Genomic DNA, 15,225 nt, shown 5'->3' on the forward strand with positions numbered 1-15,225 from the left:
CGTACTCCAGCTTCTTCGCATCGTCTTTGCCGGGCGTGAACTTCTGCGCGAAGGCGAGGAGGAGTTCCTCAAGACCTGGCGCCTCAAGTCCGTCATCAGCAAATATTCCGATCACATCTCCCTGCCCATCCTGATGCGCAAGGAAGAGTGGGACCCGGAGGCGTCCACGCAAGTGCTGAAGGACGAGTGGGAGCCGGTCAACAAGGCCTCGGCGCTGTGGTCAAGGTCCAAGAGCGACATCACGCAAGAGCAGTACGACGAGTTCTACAAGCAGATCAGCTACGACACCGAAGCACCGCTGGCCTACACCCACAACCGCGTGGAAGGCCGCAGCGAATACACCCAGCTGCTCTACATCCCCAAGAAGGCGCCGTTCGATTTGTGGAACCGCGACAAGCGTGGCGGCGTCAAGCTCTACGTCAAGCGTGTCTTCATCATGGACGACGCCGAGGCCTTGATGCCGGTCTATCTGCGCTTCGTCAAGGGCGTGATCGACTCGGCCGACCTGCCACTGAATGTCTCGCGCGAATTGCTGCAAGAAAGCCGCGACGTGAAGGCGATCCGCGAAGGCTCGACCAAGCGCGTGCTGTCGATGCTGGAAACGCTAGCCGACAGCGAGGACGCGGCCGAGCGCGCCAAATATGCCGACTTCTGGAAGGACTTCGGCTCGGTCTTGAAGGAAGGCATCGGCGAAGACCATGCCAACCAGGAACGTCTGGCCAAGCTCTTGCGCTTTGCGTCCACGCATGCCGACGAGGGCGTGTCGCTGGTCGACTATCTGAAGCGCGCCAAGGACGATCAGGAGACGATTTACTACATCACCGCCGATTCCTTGAGCGCCGCCAAGAACAGCCCGCAGCTGGAGATCTTCCGCAAAAAAGGCATCGAGGTGCTGCTGCTGGTCGACCGCGTCGACGAGTGGATGCTTTCGCATCTGTATGAGTTCGAGGGCAAGGCACTGCAGTCGGTCGCCAAGGGCGCGATCGATCTGGGCAAGCTGCAAGACGAGGATGAAAAGAAAAAGGCCGAAGCCGATGCCGAGACCTTCAAGCCGCTGCTGGATCGCCTGAAGGAGACACTCAAGTCACGCGCCAAGGATGTGCGCGTGTCGACCCGACTGGTCGACTCACCCGCCTGCATCGTGGTCGAGGAGGGCGATATGAGCGGCCACTTGGCGCGCCTGCTCAAGCAAGCCGGCCAAGCCGCGCCGAGCAGCCTGCCGACGCTGGAAATCAACGCCGAGCATGCGCTGGTGAAGAAGTTGAGCGGCAGCGAGGCCCAGTTCGACGACCTTGCTAACGTCATCTTTGATCAGGCCGTGTTAGCCGAGGGCGGCCATCTGGAAGATCCGGCCGCCTATGTGCGGCGCGTCAACGCGATGCTGCTGGCTTGATATGAATTGACGGGGGCTATTTGAAGCCCTCGTCAAAACCGACATCTTCGTCTTTGAAATTGTCCAGCACGACTTCATCCGCTGGCCGCATCGCTTCCAGCTGTTCATTCAGCTTGGCGACTTGGTCATGCCAGTAGTTCGGCGTGCCGAACCAGGGGAAGGCGAGCGGAAAGGCCGGGTCACCCCAGCGTTTGGCCAACCAGGCGCTGTGGTGAATCATCCGCAGCGTGCGCAGCGGCTCGATCAGGCTTAGCTCGCGGCGGTCAAACTTGGCCACCGTCTCATAACCTTCCAATACACAGGCCAGTTGCTGGCGCTGCGCCAGCGCGTCGCCCGACAACAGCATCCACAAATCCTGCACGGCCGGGCCGGTGACGGCATCATCGAGGTCCACAAAATGGGGCCCTTGGTCGGGCGTCCAGAGGATGTTGCCGGGGTGGCAGTCACCATGCAGGCGCAGCAGCTGCAGGTCGGGAACGGCATCAAATGCGGCTTGGACTCGGGATAGGCAGGCCTGTACCACGGCGGCCCAAACGGGTGCGATTTCGATCGGCAGCGTGTCATGCGCTAACAGCCAGTCGTGCGCGATCCGCCCTGGCTCGGCGCCGACCCAGCTCAGTCGGTGCTCGAACGGGTGCTGCCGGCCGACCAGATGCAGGCGGGCGAGCAGGCGGCCAATCCAGGTCAGTACTTCGGGGTCGTCCAGCTCCGGCGCGCGGCCGCCTTGGCGCGGCGTGACGGCGAAACGCTGGTCGCCGAAATGGGCCAGCGTGGCTGGCTTGCCGCTCACTTTCAACTGGCCCTCGATGTCCGCCAGCGTCCAGGGTGCCGCCACCGGCACTTCGGCGGCCGTCAGTTCTAGGGCGAAGTGATGCTCTTCCAGAATCTGTGCGTCACTCCAACGCCCGGGGCGGTAGAACTTTGCCACCGCGATTCGGCCATCCTCCAGATGCAGTTGCAGCACGCGGTTTTCATAGGAGTTCAGCTGCAGCATGCGGCCGTCGCCATAGAGCCCGGCGGCGTCGAGGGCGTCCAGCATGAATTCCGGCGTCAGGGTGCCGAAGCTACGATCTAAGTCTGGTGTCATTGATTGGCAAAAAGAAAACGGCGTCAGACCGGTTGGTCAGACGCCGTAGTATCAATGCAAAGCTTCAGTGCAAGCGGTCTTCAGCGTGGCAGCCGCCCGCCATAACGGGGCGAGTCAACCACCAGCCCGACGATGTCATTGGGCGCTTCATCGGGGTAGCGCGACTCGTTGCTCAAGGGTTCGCCAAACGGCGCCACATGCTGCTGGCCGCCGCTGGCGCCATTGCGCGCCAACCGGGGCAACTCCGTCCCGGCTGCGGTGTCAAAGCGACTGTCTGGGGCAAAAAACGAATCATGGAAAACTGCCGAATCCTGCCAGAGTCCATTGCGTCCGGCTTTGGCATTGCCGCCGCTGGGCTTTCTGTTTGAGCCATCGCTGCGGGGTGTCGAGCCGTTGATCGCGCTGCGCGATGTGCTGGCGCAGCGCGGCGACGGAGCCGGCTGGGGGCCGCGCGAACTGCTGTTGCTGAAGGGCACCAGCAGTTGCAGTTCCGCCGCGCTGGGCAGATTGTCAATCGGGCAACGCAGATAGCGCACTCGGCAAGCGCCCAACACCGATTGCTTGATTTGCAGGCTGCGCCCGGAAATGCCACGCTCGCCGTCAAGATCTACGGCGGCCAGCACCCGCCCGTTCGGGCTGCAAATGGCGAAAGTGACGTGAATGGCGCCGAGCAACTCGAACCAATAGCGAACTTCCTTGGCTTCGGTCGGCTGGCAAAAGCGCACCAGCGGCAGCTTGGACAGAATCACATGGTGCGGCAGCGCCTCTTTGAGCAGACGGTAAACCCGCCGCTCGTCGGCGCTGAAAACCGGGCGGGCAGTCAGTGCCCACTCGGCCGGCAGTGGCTTGTTGTTGCCGCTACTGGGTCGGCGCAGCGCCCATGCTGCAGTGAGTGCCAGCAGGCCGCCGCTCGCGACCAAAGCGACTATCCACGGAATGGTGATTTGCATTGCCCTCGCCCGCCGTATATTTGATTTGCACCGTATAGGCGGCGCTTAGGCTATCAATGTATCGCAACAATGTGACAGAAAGGCTCCGTACCTACCCCCGGTCTGGGTGGTGTCACGCGTGCCATTGATTACAGTTTGGCCGCTTTGCCTGCTTCCCCGAACTTGGATTTCACCTCGGCCACGCCGTCAATGATGTGTCCAAGTACACGTGCATGGCGTTTGAATTGGAAGTCCAATTCCGCCATATGGCGCTCAATCGCTTCGCCGACATGGGACGAAACCGTGTCGGGCGGCAGGCGCAACCAGGCTTCTGACTCCGAACCATCGCGCTCCACCGTGGCACCGGCATTGCGGGCAATCTTGAGCATCGCGGCGTTTTCACTCAACGCATGAATAAAGAGTGTGTCGATGCCGCGATTTCGCGCATGCAATGCGGCACATTCAAACAAGCGTGCACCCAGGCCGCGTCCGCGGGCTTTGCTCAACACCGAGACACCAAACTCGGCCATCGCTGCCTGGCCCGCTATTTGGGGCTTGGGTGAGTAGGCCAGATGCGCCATCGCAATCAGTTCCAACTTGCGATTGAAAATGCCGAACACTTCGTCGCGCTCGAAGTCCATCGCCATAGCGTAGCGGCTGATTTGCTCGTTGGCGGCCGTGTAGCCGAAGCGCAAGTAGCGATCGCGCTCCGTCAAGGCCAGCAAATGCAGAGCGATCCGCTTGCGGTGGCGCCGACTCAACGAGCGGATCGGAATCCAGGCCGAAAAACGTTTCAGCGCGGCCGCAGGCCCCCAGGCGGCGAGTCCGCTGGTGCTGGCGCTGCTTTGCTCCGGTGTCGTTGCGCTGCTGTTTGGGTCTGGCGTGGGATTCATGTGTGGACCTCCAGTCGGAACCATCAGTAGTAACCCTGAGTTTAACCCGAAGAACTTGTTGGCGCTGAGGGCGCTGAGGGCGCAAAGACAAGTCACCCGTATAGAACTTCTGATAGAATATTGGGCTTCTCCGTATTTGGCTGCGGGAAAGAAATTTTTGTGTCTGGTTTTGTACGTGGCTTTGGTCTGGCGCGAGAGGTTGCGAGAGTTGGGCGGCATTGTCTGCCCGGGCTCCCGATAAGCAACACCGAGCAATGTCGAAAAGCCAAACTTGATCAAGCAGCTTACTTAAGTCAGTAAGCGGGCACAAAAATCTGAATCAGCCATCCGACCGCTGGATCCCATTCAAGGGGTCTAAGCATTCGAAAGTAACTCATGAAGACCTTCAGCGCCAAACCGGCAGAAGTGATGCACGAGTGGTTTGTGATTGACGCCACCGATAAGGTGCTCGGACGTGTTGCCAGCGAAGTGGCACTCCGTTTGCGCGGCAAGCACAAAGCCATTTATACGCCTCACGTAGACACCGGCGATTTCATCGTCATCATCAACGCAGAAAAACTGCGTGTCACTGGCAACAAGGCCAATGACAAGGTGTATTACCGTCACTCGGGTTTCCCCGGTGGCATTCACGCCACGAAGTTCAAGGACATGCAAGCCAAGCATCCAGGCCGCGCGCTGGAGAAGGCTGTCAAGGGCATGCTGCCCAAGGGTCCGTTGGGCTATGCCATGGTGAAGAAGCTGAAGGTCTATGCAGGTGACACGCATCCGCATGCCGCTCAGCAGCCCAAGGCTCTGGAAATCTAAGGAGCGGTAATGATCGGAAACTGGAACTACGGTACGGGCCGCCGCAAGTCGTCGGTCGCTCGCGTCTTCATGAAAAAAGGCACCGGCCTGATCGTCATCAACGGCAAAGCCGTCGGTGATTATTTTGGTCGGCAAACTTCCATCATGATCGCCAAGCAGCCTTTGCTGCTGACGAACAATGCTGAAACGTTTGACATCAAGGTCAATGTGCATGGTGGTGGTGAGTCGGGTCAAGCTGGGGCAATTCGCCACGGTATCACCCGCGCTCTGATCGACTATGACGAGACCCTGAAGCCCGAACTCAGAATCGCCGGCTTTGTAACGCGTGATGCGCGTGAAGTCGAGCGTAAGAAGGTCGGCTTGCACGGCGCTCGTCGCAGGAAGCAGTTCAGCAAGCGCTGATCTGGCTGTTTTGCTGTCTCTGGCTTTGGCCTCTGGCAGCAAACCCATCACAAAGCCGCTCTTGAGCGGCTTTGTTTTTATAGACGGCTCTATCGGTAAGCTAAAGTTGCTTGCTATAACCCTGTTTAAGCACGACCTTGCCAAGCGTGGGATCATTGCGACAGTATTGCAATTACGTCAGGAATCCATATGAGCGCAGTCCTTGAGTCTCCAGCGGCCGATGCCGATGAAATGCCCGTGCCGTTAGTCTTCACCGACAGCGCCGCCGAAAAGGTGGCCGACCTAGTGGCTGAGGAAGGCAATCCCGATTTGAAGTTGCGCGTTTTCGTGCAGGGCGGCGGCTGCTCCGGCTTCCAGTACGGTTTCACCTTTGATGAAGCCGTCAACGAGGACGACACGCAGATGCACAAGAACGGCGTGACTCTGTTGATCGATGCGATGAGTTTGCAGTACTTGGCCGGTGCCGAGATCGATTACAAGGAAGATCTGCAAGGTGCGCAGTTCGTGATCAAGAATCCGAACGCCACCACCACTTGCGGGTGCGGATCAAGTTTTTCAGCCTGATTTGTAGGTGTCGAAACAAAGCCGCCTAGTTTTGGCGGCTTTGTTGTTTTAGGCAGGGTAAAGCGCACCCAGCAGCCGCGGGCCTAGCGCCCCTGTGGCGCCGACCAAGTTGCCGGGCAAGCGGCGCAGATGGCGCATGGCCAGCCATGCGAAGGCGGCGGCCTCGACTTGCATCTCAGGCAGGCCACGTGCATTGCTGGCGAGCACTTGAATGCCCGGCAGCAGCGCCTGCAAGCGGCTCATCAGCTGCGTATTCAAGGCACCGCCCCCGCAAACCAACAATTCCTGCGTGGCCGGCCCATGCTGCAGCAGGCTCTGAGCGATGGCCTGAGCGCTCAGCTCCAGCAGGCTGGCCTGCACATCGACCGCCTTCAAATCCTTGTCTAGATGACGGTTTAGCCAAATTTGATTGAAAAGGTCGCGTCCGGTGCTGCGCGGCGGCGCGAGGGAAAAGAACGGTTCGGCGAGCAATCGCGCCATCAATGCAGGCGAGACTTGTCCCTCGGCGGCCCAAGCCCCGCCTGCATCGAATTCCAGCCCCTGGTGTCGCTTGATCCAGGCGTCCATCAAGCAATTCCCCGGCCCGCAGTCAAAACCAACGGTACTGCCGTCTGCGCCCAGCAGGCTGATATTGCTGATGCCGCCGATATTGACGACAGCGATATCGCGCCCGCTCTGTGCGAATTGAGCGCGGTGAAAGGCCGGCACCAAGGGTGCGCCGTGGCCGCCTGCGGCCACGTCGCGGCTGCGCAGATCACAGACCACCGCGATGCCGCTTTGCTCGGCCAGCAGTGCACCGTTCAACAGCTGGCTGGTGTAGCCGCAGCCATCGAACTCGCCGGGTCTGTGCCTGACGGTCTGGCCATGGGCACCGAGTGCGGCCACTTGCGCCGCTTGGACGCCGCAGGCCTCCAGCAATTGAGCGACCACATCGGCATAGGCCCGCGCTACCGCGTTGCCTGCCAGTGCGGCCCGGTGCAGTTCATTGTCACCGGGGCTGTTCAGCGCCAGCAGCTCCTCGCGCAGCGGCTTGCTGAAGGGCTGGTGTAGATGGCCAAGCACCTTCATGGCGGCCGACTCATCGGTGGGGAAGCGTGCCAGCAGGGCGTCAACCCCGTCCAGCGAGGTGCCGGACATCAGGCCAATGAACAGTTGCGGCATGGCCGCCATGTCGATCAATCGGCGCCGCTGACGCCGCCGTCCATGGACTGCGCGACGCTCAGCTGCGACTGCACGCTGGCGACGGTTTGCTTGAACTGGTTGCGTGCGTAACTGGGCAGGGTCACGGCCTCGGAGGCACGTGCAATCGCACGCGGGTCCTGGTGGCTGCCTTTGACGCGGAATTCAAAATGCAGATGCGGGCCGGTCGCCCAGCCGGTTGCACCGACGGCGCCGATTTTCTGGCCCTGCTCGATACGCTGACCTTTTTTGACGTCGATGCGGCTGAGGTGGGCATAGACCGTCGTGCGGTCGCCGTTGTGGCGCACATGGACGACATTGCCGAAACCGTTTTGCCAGCCAGCGAATTCAACCGCGCCATCGCCAACCGTGCGCACTGCTGTGCCGCTGGGCGCGCCGTAATCAACGCCAAGGTGCTGGCGCCAGGTCTGCAAAATCGGGTGGAAGCGCATCGAGAAGCCCGAGGTCACGCGCGAGAACTCCATTGGGCTGGCCAAGAAGGCGCGGCGCTTGCTTTGGCCGTCGAAGCCGTAAAAATTGCCCTTGCCGGTGACGCTGTCTTTGAACCAAATGGACGAATGGGTGCGGCCGTTGTTGACGAATTCGCCGGCAATCAGGCGGCCCGCTGCGTTGTCCCAGCTGACGCTCTCGCCGTCGGCGGTCAGGCTTTCGTAGACCACCGAAAAGCGATCACCCTTGCGCAGCTCGCGGTGGAAGTCGATCTCGCCGGAAAACATATCGGCCATCTGCGAGGCAATGGTATCCGGGATGCGGGCCTCGTCGGTGGCGGCGAACAGCGAGCTTTGAATCGTGCCGCTGCCCAGTCGGATTTGTGCCTGCAAGGGCGCCGTTTCCAGCTTGGAGACAAAGCTCTTGCCAGTGCGGGTGATGCTCAGCCGAGTGAAATGGGTCGCCTGCTGTTCGGCTTTTTCGGCAGGAAAGCGCACCACCATGCTTTGCACTAGGCCCGAGGCATCGGCCGTCAACTGCACCGACTTGCCGGCGCGGCCCTGCAGCGTGCGTTTGGCCAACAGGTCATTGCGTAGAAATTGGGCGGCTGCCGCATCAAAGGCACCCAGGCGTTTGAACAGGCTTTCGACGGTGTCGCTGTTGCGGGTCAGCTCGTTGCGGCTGAGACCGATCTGGTGTTCGGCCAGGGCGGCGAGCTGGGACTCCAAATCGCTGGGTTGCACCGCTTCGGCCAAGGTGCGCTGCGGCAGGTCACGGGCATCGGGCGCGAGCGGGGCAATACCAAAGGCGGTGACGGCAAAACCAGTCAACAAACCCACCACAGTGCCGGTCAACGCACGGGGATGCTTGGCGGCAAAGGCTTCGGCTCGTGCACAAGCCTGAGCTACGGCCACTTTCACTTCAATCATCCGGTCGGTCACGTTTCGAATCCCATGGTGTTCGGGCGCTCGCTGCTAAAACCGCTTGAGCAAGCGCCGGACAAAAGTGACGCGGCTCGGTTCGAATCGCGTCCACTAGAATTGATGTCTTGACCACGGCACCCCTAGCTTTAGGGGTGTTTGGATCAAACCAGGCGCGAGTATACCGAGTCGATCGGTGCGTCAAACTCTAGAAAACCCGATATACCCAGGCTTTAGCCGAGGCTTGACTGCTGCCATGTCCGAAATTCGAACTCCCGCCGTGCCTGCTTTTCCCGCATTTCCCGTCACCGACCGCGTCCGCGAAGCTTTTGCCGTCAGCAAGCGCGCCTCCAACGAGCTGCTGCCCGAGGCCGACTGGCTGCAAAAGCTCGCCAAATCCGAGGCCACCGGCGTGCCGCTGCGTATCAAGTTGGGGCTGGACCCGACCGCACCCGATATCCATCTCGGCCATACCGTGGTGCTCAACAAGCTGCGCCAGTTGCAGGACCTGGGCCATCAGGTGATCTTCTTGATTGGTGACTTCACCTCGATGATCGGTGACCCGTCCGGCCGCAACGCGACCCGCCCGCCGCTGACGCAGGAGCAGATCAAGGCCAATGCCGAGACCTATTACGCCCAGGCCAGCTTGGTGCTGGACCCGGCCAAGACCGAGATCCGCTACAACTCCGAGTGGAGCGACCCGCTGGGGGCGCGCGGCATGATCCAGCTGGCGGCCAAGTACACGGTGGCGCGGATGATGGAGCGCGATGACTTCACCAAGCGCTTCGCCGCGCAAACGCCGATCTCGGTGCATGAGTTCCTCTACCCGCTGATGCAGGGCTATGACTCGGTGGCTCTAAAGAGCGATATCGAGCTGGGCGGCACCGATCAGAAGTTCAATCTGCTGATGGGGCGGCACTTGCAGCAGGAATATGGCCAGGAGCCGCAGTGCATCCTGACCATGCCGCTGCTGGAGGGCCTGGACGGCGTCGAGAAGATGTCCAAATCCAAGAATAACTACATCGGCATCAGCGAGCCGGCGACGCAGATGTTCGCCAAGGTCTTGTCGATCAGCGATGTGCTGATGTGGAAATGGTTTGCGCTGCTGAGTTTCAAGAGCGAGGCCGAGATTGCGGCGCTTAAAGCTGAAGTGGACGCCGGCCGCAACCCCAAGGACGCCAAGGTCTTGCTGGCCAAGGAGATCACCACCCGCTTCCACAGTTCGGAAGCCGCCGATGCGGCCGAGGCTGATTTCAACAACCGCGCCCGTGGCGGCATCCCGGATGACATCCCCGAGGTCGCCTTGAGCGGCGCGCCGCTGGGCGTCGGTGCGATGCTCAAAGCGGCCGGTTTGGTCGCCACGGGCGGCGAGGCCACCCGCATGATCGAGCAGGGCGGCGTCAAGATCGACGGCGTCACCATCAGCGACAAGGCCTTGAAGCTAGAGGCCGGCAGCTTTGTCGCGCAGGTCGGCAAGCGCAAGTTTGCCCGAGTCACACTCAGCTGAATTCAGCGATTCGAGATGCCCGACGCGACATGGCCGGCCGGCACATGGGCTGCGGCATTGGCAATATGACCGGCCTGGTCGTCGAAGAAGAAGTCGGGCTCGAACTCGCGCAGGAATTCGCCCTTGGCCAGGCCGCCCAGAAACATCGCCTCGTCGACCTCGATCTGCCAGTTCATCAGCGTGCGGATGGCGCGCTCATGCGCCGGCGCGCTGCGCGCTGTGACCAAGGCGGTGCGCACCCGCATCGGGCCGCCTGGGCTTTGTTGCAGGCGCTGCAAGGCTTGGAGTACCGGCTTGAACGGTCCGGCCGCCAGGGGAGTGTTGGCGTGCGTGGTCTCATGGCTTTGAAAAGCGCTCAGGCCGTCGCGCTGAAAGACCTGCTCGGCCTCGTCGGAGAACAGCACGGCGTCGCCGTCAAAGGCGATGCGCAACTCAAACGGATGCTCGGCCGAGGCGCGCGCCGACAGCGGCAGCACGCGCGCTGCCGCCACGCCGGCCGCCAAAGCCGAGCGCACATCGGCCTCATTGGTAGACAGAAACAACTGCGCCTTCAAGGGCCGCAAATAGCGCCAGGGCGACTCGCCGCGGGTGAACACGCCGCGCTGGATGCCCAGTCCGTAATGCGCGGCAGAGCGGAACACCCGCATGCCCGAGACCGGGTCATTGCGCGACAGCACGACGATCTCGACCTGCGGCGGCTGCTCCGGCGTGTTGAAGGCCAGCAGCTTGTTGACCAGCGAGAACGCCACGCCGGGTTTGGCCGGCAGGTCGAGCCGGCTTTCTTGCAGCGCCATATAGGCACGGTCATCGCCGGCCTCGAACAGCTGGTTCTCTTCTTCAAAATCAAACAGCGCACGCGAGGAGATGGCGACGACCAACTGTCCGTCCAGATTGGCCGCCATGTTCTATTTGACCCAGGTGTTCAACTGGATGATAGGCATGAGAACCGCCAGCACAATCATCAAGACGATGGCGCCCATCACCACGATCAAAATCGGTTCCAGCAAGGTGGCCGCCGCCATCGAGCGGCGCTGCACCTCGACGCTGAGTTGCTTGGCGGCGCGCTCCAGCATCTGCGGCAGCTGCCCGGTCTGCTCGCCCAGGCGCGCAAACATCGCCAGGATGCCGGGGAAGCGCTTCTTGCCGGCCAAGGCCGAACCTAAAGGCGCGCCTTCGCGCACCTGCACCAGCGCGTCCAGCGCGTCGGCCCGCATGGCGCGGTTCGAGAGCGTCTCGGCCGCCGCCTGCAAGGCCTTCAAAATCGGCACGCCGGCCCCCGCCAGCATCGCCAAGGTGCTGGCGAAGCGCGCCGCGTTATAGCCGCGTGCCAGCCGACCCAGCAGCGGCACTTGCAAAATACCGGCATCAAAGCGCTTGCGAAAAGCCTCGCCGCGCAACGCCGCCGACAGCGCCATGCCGCCCGCCACCAGAGTCAAAATCATCAACCAGCCCCATTCCCGCACAAAGGCGCTGATGGCCAGCATCGCCACGGTCAAAAACGGCAGCGCGCGCTTGGAGTTGGTGAACACCGTGGCGATCTGCGGCACCACATAGGTGACCAGAAAGATCACGATCATCACCGAGATCAGCGACACGATGGCCGGATAAGCCATCGCGCCAACCAGCTTGCCGGAGAGGTCCTGGCGTTCTTCCAGATCGTCGGCGAGCTTCTCCAGCACATGGCCCAGCGCGCCGCTTTGCTCGCCTGCCGCGACCACGCCGCAAAAGACCTCGTCGAACTCACGCGGCGCCGTCGCCAGCGCGCGCGCAAACGGCGCACCGGCATTGACCTCGGCCTTCAGCTGGGACAGCAATTCGCGCTGGCGCGGGTCTTCGCATTCATCGGTCAGCGCGGTCAGCGCTCGTTCGATCGGCAGGCCTGAGCCGACCAGGCCGGCCAATTGCCGCGTCCAGACCGCCAGCGCAGTCGCGTTGAAGACCCGCCGCGTGAAGCGACTGCCGCTGGCCTGGCCATGCTGCTGCACCGTCTGCAGCGTCAGCGGCACCTGGCCTTGCGAGCGCAAGAGCGCGCGCGCGGCACGCGGCGTGTCAGCCTCGATCAGGCCGCTGACGCTGCGCCCGGAAGCATTGAGGGCTTGGAATTTATAGGCCGGCATTTTGTCTATTCACGCGTGACCCGTAACACTTCCTCGGCGGAAGTGATGCCGGCAGCCACCAGGCGAGCACCGTCGTCGCGCATCGAACGCAGCCCACCTGCCTGAGCCATGGCCAGCAATGCGCTCTCGGCAGCTTGCTGGTGAATCAGTCCACGCACCTTGTCGTTAGCGATCATCAACTCGTAAACGCCGGTGCGGCCTTTGTAGCCGGTCTGGCTGCAGGCATCGCAGCCGACGGGGTGGTAGTGACCCGTGTCATCAACCCGTTTGCAGACCGGGCATAACTTGCGAACCAGACGCTGCGCGAGCACGCCCAACAAGCTGGAGCTGAGCAGAAACGGCTCGATCCCCATATCGGTCAAGCGCGTCACCGCACTGACGGAATCATTGGTGTGCAGCGTGGCCAGCACCAAGTGGCCGGTCAGCGAGGCCTGGATGGCGATTTGCGCGGTTTCATGGTCGCGGATTTCGCCGATCATGATGACGTCCGGGTCCTGGCGCAGGATGGCGCGCAAGGCCTTGGCGAAGGTCAGATCGATCTTGGCATTGACCTGCGTCTGGCCGATGCCGCCCAGCTCGTACTCGATCGGGTCTTCCACCGTCAGCACATTGGTCGTGCCCGTGTCCACCGTTTGCAGCGAGGCGTACAGGCTGGTGGTCTTGCCGCTGCCGGTAGGCCCGGTGACCAAGACGATGCCGTGCGGCTGCTGGACCAAGCGCTTGAAACTCGTCAGCACATCGCCACTCATGCCCAGGCCTTCGAGCGTGAATTTCGATTCGCTCTTGTCCAACAAGCGCAGCACGGCGCGCTCGCCATGCGCCGACGGCAGGGTCGAGACCCGCACATCGATGGCGCGCCCGCCGATGCGCAGCGAGCTGCGGCCGTCTTGCGGCAAGCGCTTCTCGGCAATGTCCAGTTCGGCCATGATTTTCAGGCGCGAAATCAGCGCCGCGTGCAGGCCTCGATTCGGTTGCACGACTTCGCGCAGCGTGCCGTCGACGCGGAAGCGCACCGAGCTGGCGCGCTCATAGGGTTCGATATGGATGTCGCTGGCGCCGTCCTTGGCGGCCTGCGTCAGTAACGCGTTAAGCATGCGGATGATCGGCGCATCGTTGGCCGCTTCGAGCAGGTCTTCGACAGCCGGCAGGTCCTGCATCAGGCGGCCGAGGTCGACCGCGCTTTCGACCTCGCCGATCACGGTGGCGGCACTCGATTCGCCGCCGGCGTACGCGACCGCGATGCGCTGCGCCAGGCTGGGCGCTGCTTCGCGCTCGAAACGCTGCACGTCGTAGACGCGCAGCACTTCGGACAGGGCGGCCGGCGGCGTGTTGTCGCCGCTCCAGAGCACGAGCTGCTGGCCGTCGTTTTCGAGCAGCAGGGTGTGCGACTTGGCGAAGCCGTAGGGCAGGGGGTGTCGGGAGCCCATGCTGCGGCCTAGTTGGACAGCGGCACGGGAGCGGAGGCCGGCACAGCGGGTAACAAGGGCGGGGGCAAGCGCTGCGGCGGCAGCACCGGCGACTCGCCCACCGGCAGCAGGATGTTGGCCGGCGGCTGGGCGTCTTTCTGCTGGGCCCGGATCATGTCGTAGCGGTCGAGCGAGAGCTTGCTCGCGTCGTCTGCGTTGCGCATCACCACCGGACGCAGGAAGACCATCAGGTTGGTGCGCCGCTTGGTGCGCGACTCGCTGCGGAACAGGGCGCCGAGGACGGGGATGTCCCCGAGCAGGGGGATCTTGCTCTTGTTGTCCTCGAAGCGGTCTTCGATCAGGCCGCCGAGCACCAGGATCGCGCCGTCGTCGACGATCACGTTCGATTCGATCGAGCGTTTGCTGGTCGTCGGGCCGGTGCCGCCGGTGCCGGTGGCCTGCGCGATCACGTCCGAGCTCTCCTGGAAGATTTGCAAACGCACGGTGCCGCCTTCGCCGATCTGCGGCTTGATGCGCAACGTGATGCCCACGTCCTTGCGTTCGACGGTCTGGAACGGGTTGGTGGTGCCCGTGCCGGTGCTGGTGAATTGGCCGGTGATGAACGGCACGTTGCGGCCGACGACGATCTTGGCTTCTTCGTTGTCCACCGTGATCAGGTTCGGCGTCGACATGATGTTGGTGTTGGCCTGCGTCTGCAGCACCCGCGCGATGGCCGACAGGCCGTACAGGCCGTCGCCGAGGTTCTTCAGCACGCCGATGTTCAGGCCGGTCTGCAGCGCGTTCAGCGCGGCGCCCGCGGTGGTGCGCCCGCCGGCCGCGGCGACCGACAGATCGACGATCGAGTTGTCGCCGAAACTCGTTCCGCCCGCGATGATGTTCGAGTCGCCCCGGCGCCCGGAAATGCCCTGCCACTGGAAGCCGAAGTCGGCCGCGTTGTCGCCGCTGACCTCGACGATCAGGCTCTCGATGTAGACCTGGGCCCGGCGCGTGTCGAGCTGCTCGATCATCGAGCGCACTTGGCGGTACAGCGGCTCGGGGCCGGTGATGATCAGCGAATTGGTCGCCGGATCGGCCTGGATGAAGCCGCCGGTGCTCGGGCCCGCCGAGGCTTGCACAGGGGCCGTCGCCGCGGTCGAAGCGCCCGGCTGCCCGCCGCCGAGGTTGGAGAGATTGGCCAGGGGGCTGGGCGCGGAAGGGGAACCGCCCGTGGCCGACGCGCCGCCGCCGCCGGTGGCGAACGCGGCGCGCAGCACCGTGGCCAGCTTGGCCGCGTCGGCGTTCTTCAAGTGCACGACCCAGATCGAGCCGCCGGGCCCGCCCTGCGTCGGCAGGTCGAGCTTGGCGATGATCGAGCGCACCTGCAACTGCCGCGCCGGGTTGGTGGCGCGAACGATGAGCGCGTTGCTGCGCGCGTCCGCAATCACCGACACGCCGCCGCTGCCCTGCGGCACGCCCGGCACATTGCTCGCGGTGCTGTCGGCCAGGCGTTGCACGACGGGCGCCATGTCGGTGGCCAGGCCGTGCTTGAGCGCGATGACCTCGACCTCCGAGCT

Annotated in this window: 14 protein-coding genes; 5 read left to right on the forward strand and 9 right to left on the reverse strand. The window is 62.8% G+C overall.

All coding sequences use genetic code 11. From position 1 onward, the window contains the following. Window positions 1-1,393 (forward strand): molecular chaperone HtpG (gene htpG, locus RMO57_RS01645; RefSeq protein ID WP_310383619.1); only part of this gene is annotated, 1,393 nt, incomplete at its 5' end. Window positions 1,394-1,409: 16 nt separating this feature from the next. On the opposite strand, the gene RMO57_RS01650 is transcribed toward htpG, so the two are convergent. From RMO57_RS01650 to RMO57_RS21935, 3 genes are all read right to left on the reverse strand, one after another. Then, entirely contained in the window at window positions 1,410-2,480 is a 1,071-nt protein-coding gene (locus tag RMO57_RS01650; protein ID WP_310383621.1) for a serine/threonine protein kinase, read from the reverse strand. 80 nt (window positions 2,481-2,560) lie between these two features. Beyond that, window positions 2,561-3,430: a DUF2726 domain-containing protein gene (locus tag RMO57_RS01655; RefSeq protein WP_310383623.1), complete on the reverse strand. Its 870-nt coding sequence runs from the start codon at window positions 3,428-3,430 to the stop codon at window positions 2,561-2,563. Between the two features lie 128 nt (window positions 3,431-3,558). Next, on the reverse strand, window positions 3,559-4,581 hold the full coding sequence (locus RMO57_RS21935; RefSeq protein WP_414896357.1) for an N-acetyltransferase family protein: 1,023 nt from the start codon (window positions 4,579-4,581) through the stop codon (window positions 3,559-3,561). 96 nt (window positions 4,582-4,677) lie between these two features. Between RMO57_RS21935 and rplM the strand changes: the two genes are divergently transcribed. The 3 genes from rplM to erpA all read left to right on the forward strand — a co-directional run bounded on the left by rplM (window position 4,678) and on the right by erpA (window position 6,072). Continuing rightward, window positions 4,678-5,106 carry a 50S ribosomal protein L13 gene (rplM, locus tag RMO57_RS01665; RefSeq protein ID WP_310383625.1) on the forward strand — a complete coding sequence of 143 codons (429 nt, stop codon included), beginning with the start codon at window positions 4,678-4,680 and terminating at the stop codon, window positions 5,104-5,106. A 9-nt stretch (window positions 5,107-5,115) separates the two neighbouring features. Next, window positions 5,116-5,508 carry a 30S ribosomal protein S9 gene (rpsI, locus tag RMO57_RS01670; protein ID WP_310383626.1) on the forward strand — a complete coding sequence of 131 codons (393 nt, stop codon included), beginning with the start codon at window positions 5,116-5,118 and terminating at the stop codon, window positions 5,506-5,508. 189 nt (window positions 5,509-5,697) lie between these two features. Next, window positions 5,698-6,072 (forward strand): iron-sulfur cluster insertion protein ErpA, encoded by a 375-nt coding sequence (erpA, locus tag RMO57_RS01675; RefSeq protein ID WP_310383628.1) that lies wholly within the window; start codon window positions 5,698-5,700, stop codon window positions 6,070-6,072. A gap of 48 nt (window positions 6,073-6,120) precedes the next feature. Here the strand turns inward: erpA and RMO57_RS01680 are convergent, their stop codons facing one another. Together RMO57_RS01680 and RMO57_RS01685 are read right to left on the reverse strand one after the other, a co-directional pair. Next, the gene (locus tag RMO57_RS01680) at window positions 6,121-7,233 is read right to left on the reverse strand and encodes an anhydro-N-acetylmuramic acid kinase (protein ID WP_414896358.1); all 1,113 of its coding nucleotides are present in this window, start codon (window positions 7,231-7,233) and stop codon (window positions 6,121-6,123) included. A gap of 14 nt (window positions 7,234-7,247) precedes the next feature. After that, the gene (locus tag RMO57_RS01685; protein WP_310383631.1) at window positions 7,248-8,630 is read right to left on the reverse strand and encodes a M23 family metallopeptidase; all 1,383 of its coding nucleotides are present in this window, start codon (window positions 8,628-8,630) and stop codon (window positions 7,248-7,250) included. A gap of 247 nt (window positions 8,631-8,877) precedes the next feature. On the opposite strand from RMO57_RS01685, the gene tyrS reads away from it, so the two are divergent. Further along, complete coding sequence (gene tyrS, locus RMO57_RS01690; RefSeq protein WP_310383634.1) at window positions 8,878-10,128, forward strand: tyrosine--tRNA ligase; 1,251 nt, start codon at window positions 8,878-8,880, stop codon at window positions 10,126-10,128. A gap of 2 nt (window positions 10,129-10,130) precedes the next feature. On the opposite strand, the gene RMO57_RS01695 is transcribed toward tyrS, so the two are convergent. From RMO57_RS01695 to gspD, 4 genes are all read right to left on the reverse strand, one after another. Then, window positions 10,131-11,030 (reverse strand): 5'-nucleotidase, encoded by a 900-nt coding sequence (locus RMO57_RS01695; protein ID WP_310383636.1) that lies wholly within the window; start codon window positions 11,028-11,030, stop codon window positions 10,131-10,133. A gap of 3 nt (window positions 11,031-11,033) precedes the next feature. Then, complete coding sequence (gene gspF, locus RMO57_RS01700) at window positions 11,034-12,245, reverse strand: type II secretion system inner membrane protein GspF (protein WP_310383637.1); 1,212 nt, start codon at window positions 12,243-12,245, stop codon at window positions 11,034-11,036. 5 nt (window positions 12,246-12,250) lie between these two features. Continuing rightward, complete coding sequence (gene gspE / locus RMO57_RS01705) at window positions 12,251-13,672, reverse strand: type II secretion system ATPase GspE (protein ID WP_310383639.1); 1,422 nt, start codon at window positions 13,670-13,672, stop codon at window positions 12,251-12,253. Window positions 13,673-13,680: 8 nt separating this feature from the next. Continuing rightward, window positions 13,681-15,225, reverse strand: a 1,545-nt coding sequence (gene gspD, locus RMO57_RS01710; RefSeq protein ID WP_310383640.1) for a type II secretion system secretin GspD, incomplete at its 5' end; no start/stop codon positions are given.

Source organism: Roseateles sp., from assembly GCF_031397715.1.
Classification (GTDB): Bacteria; Pseudomonadota; Gammaproteobacteria; order Burkholderiales; family Burkholderiaceae_C; genus Paucibacter_A.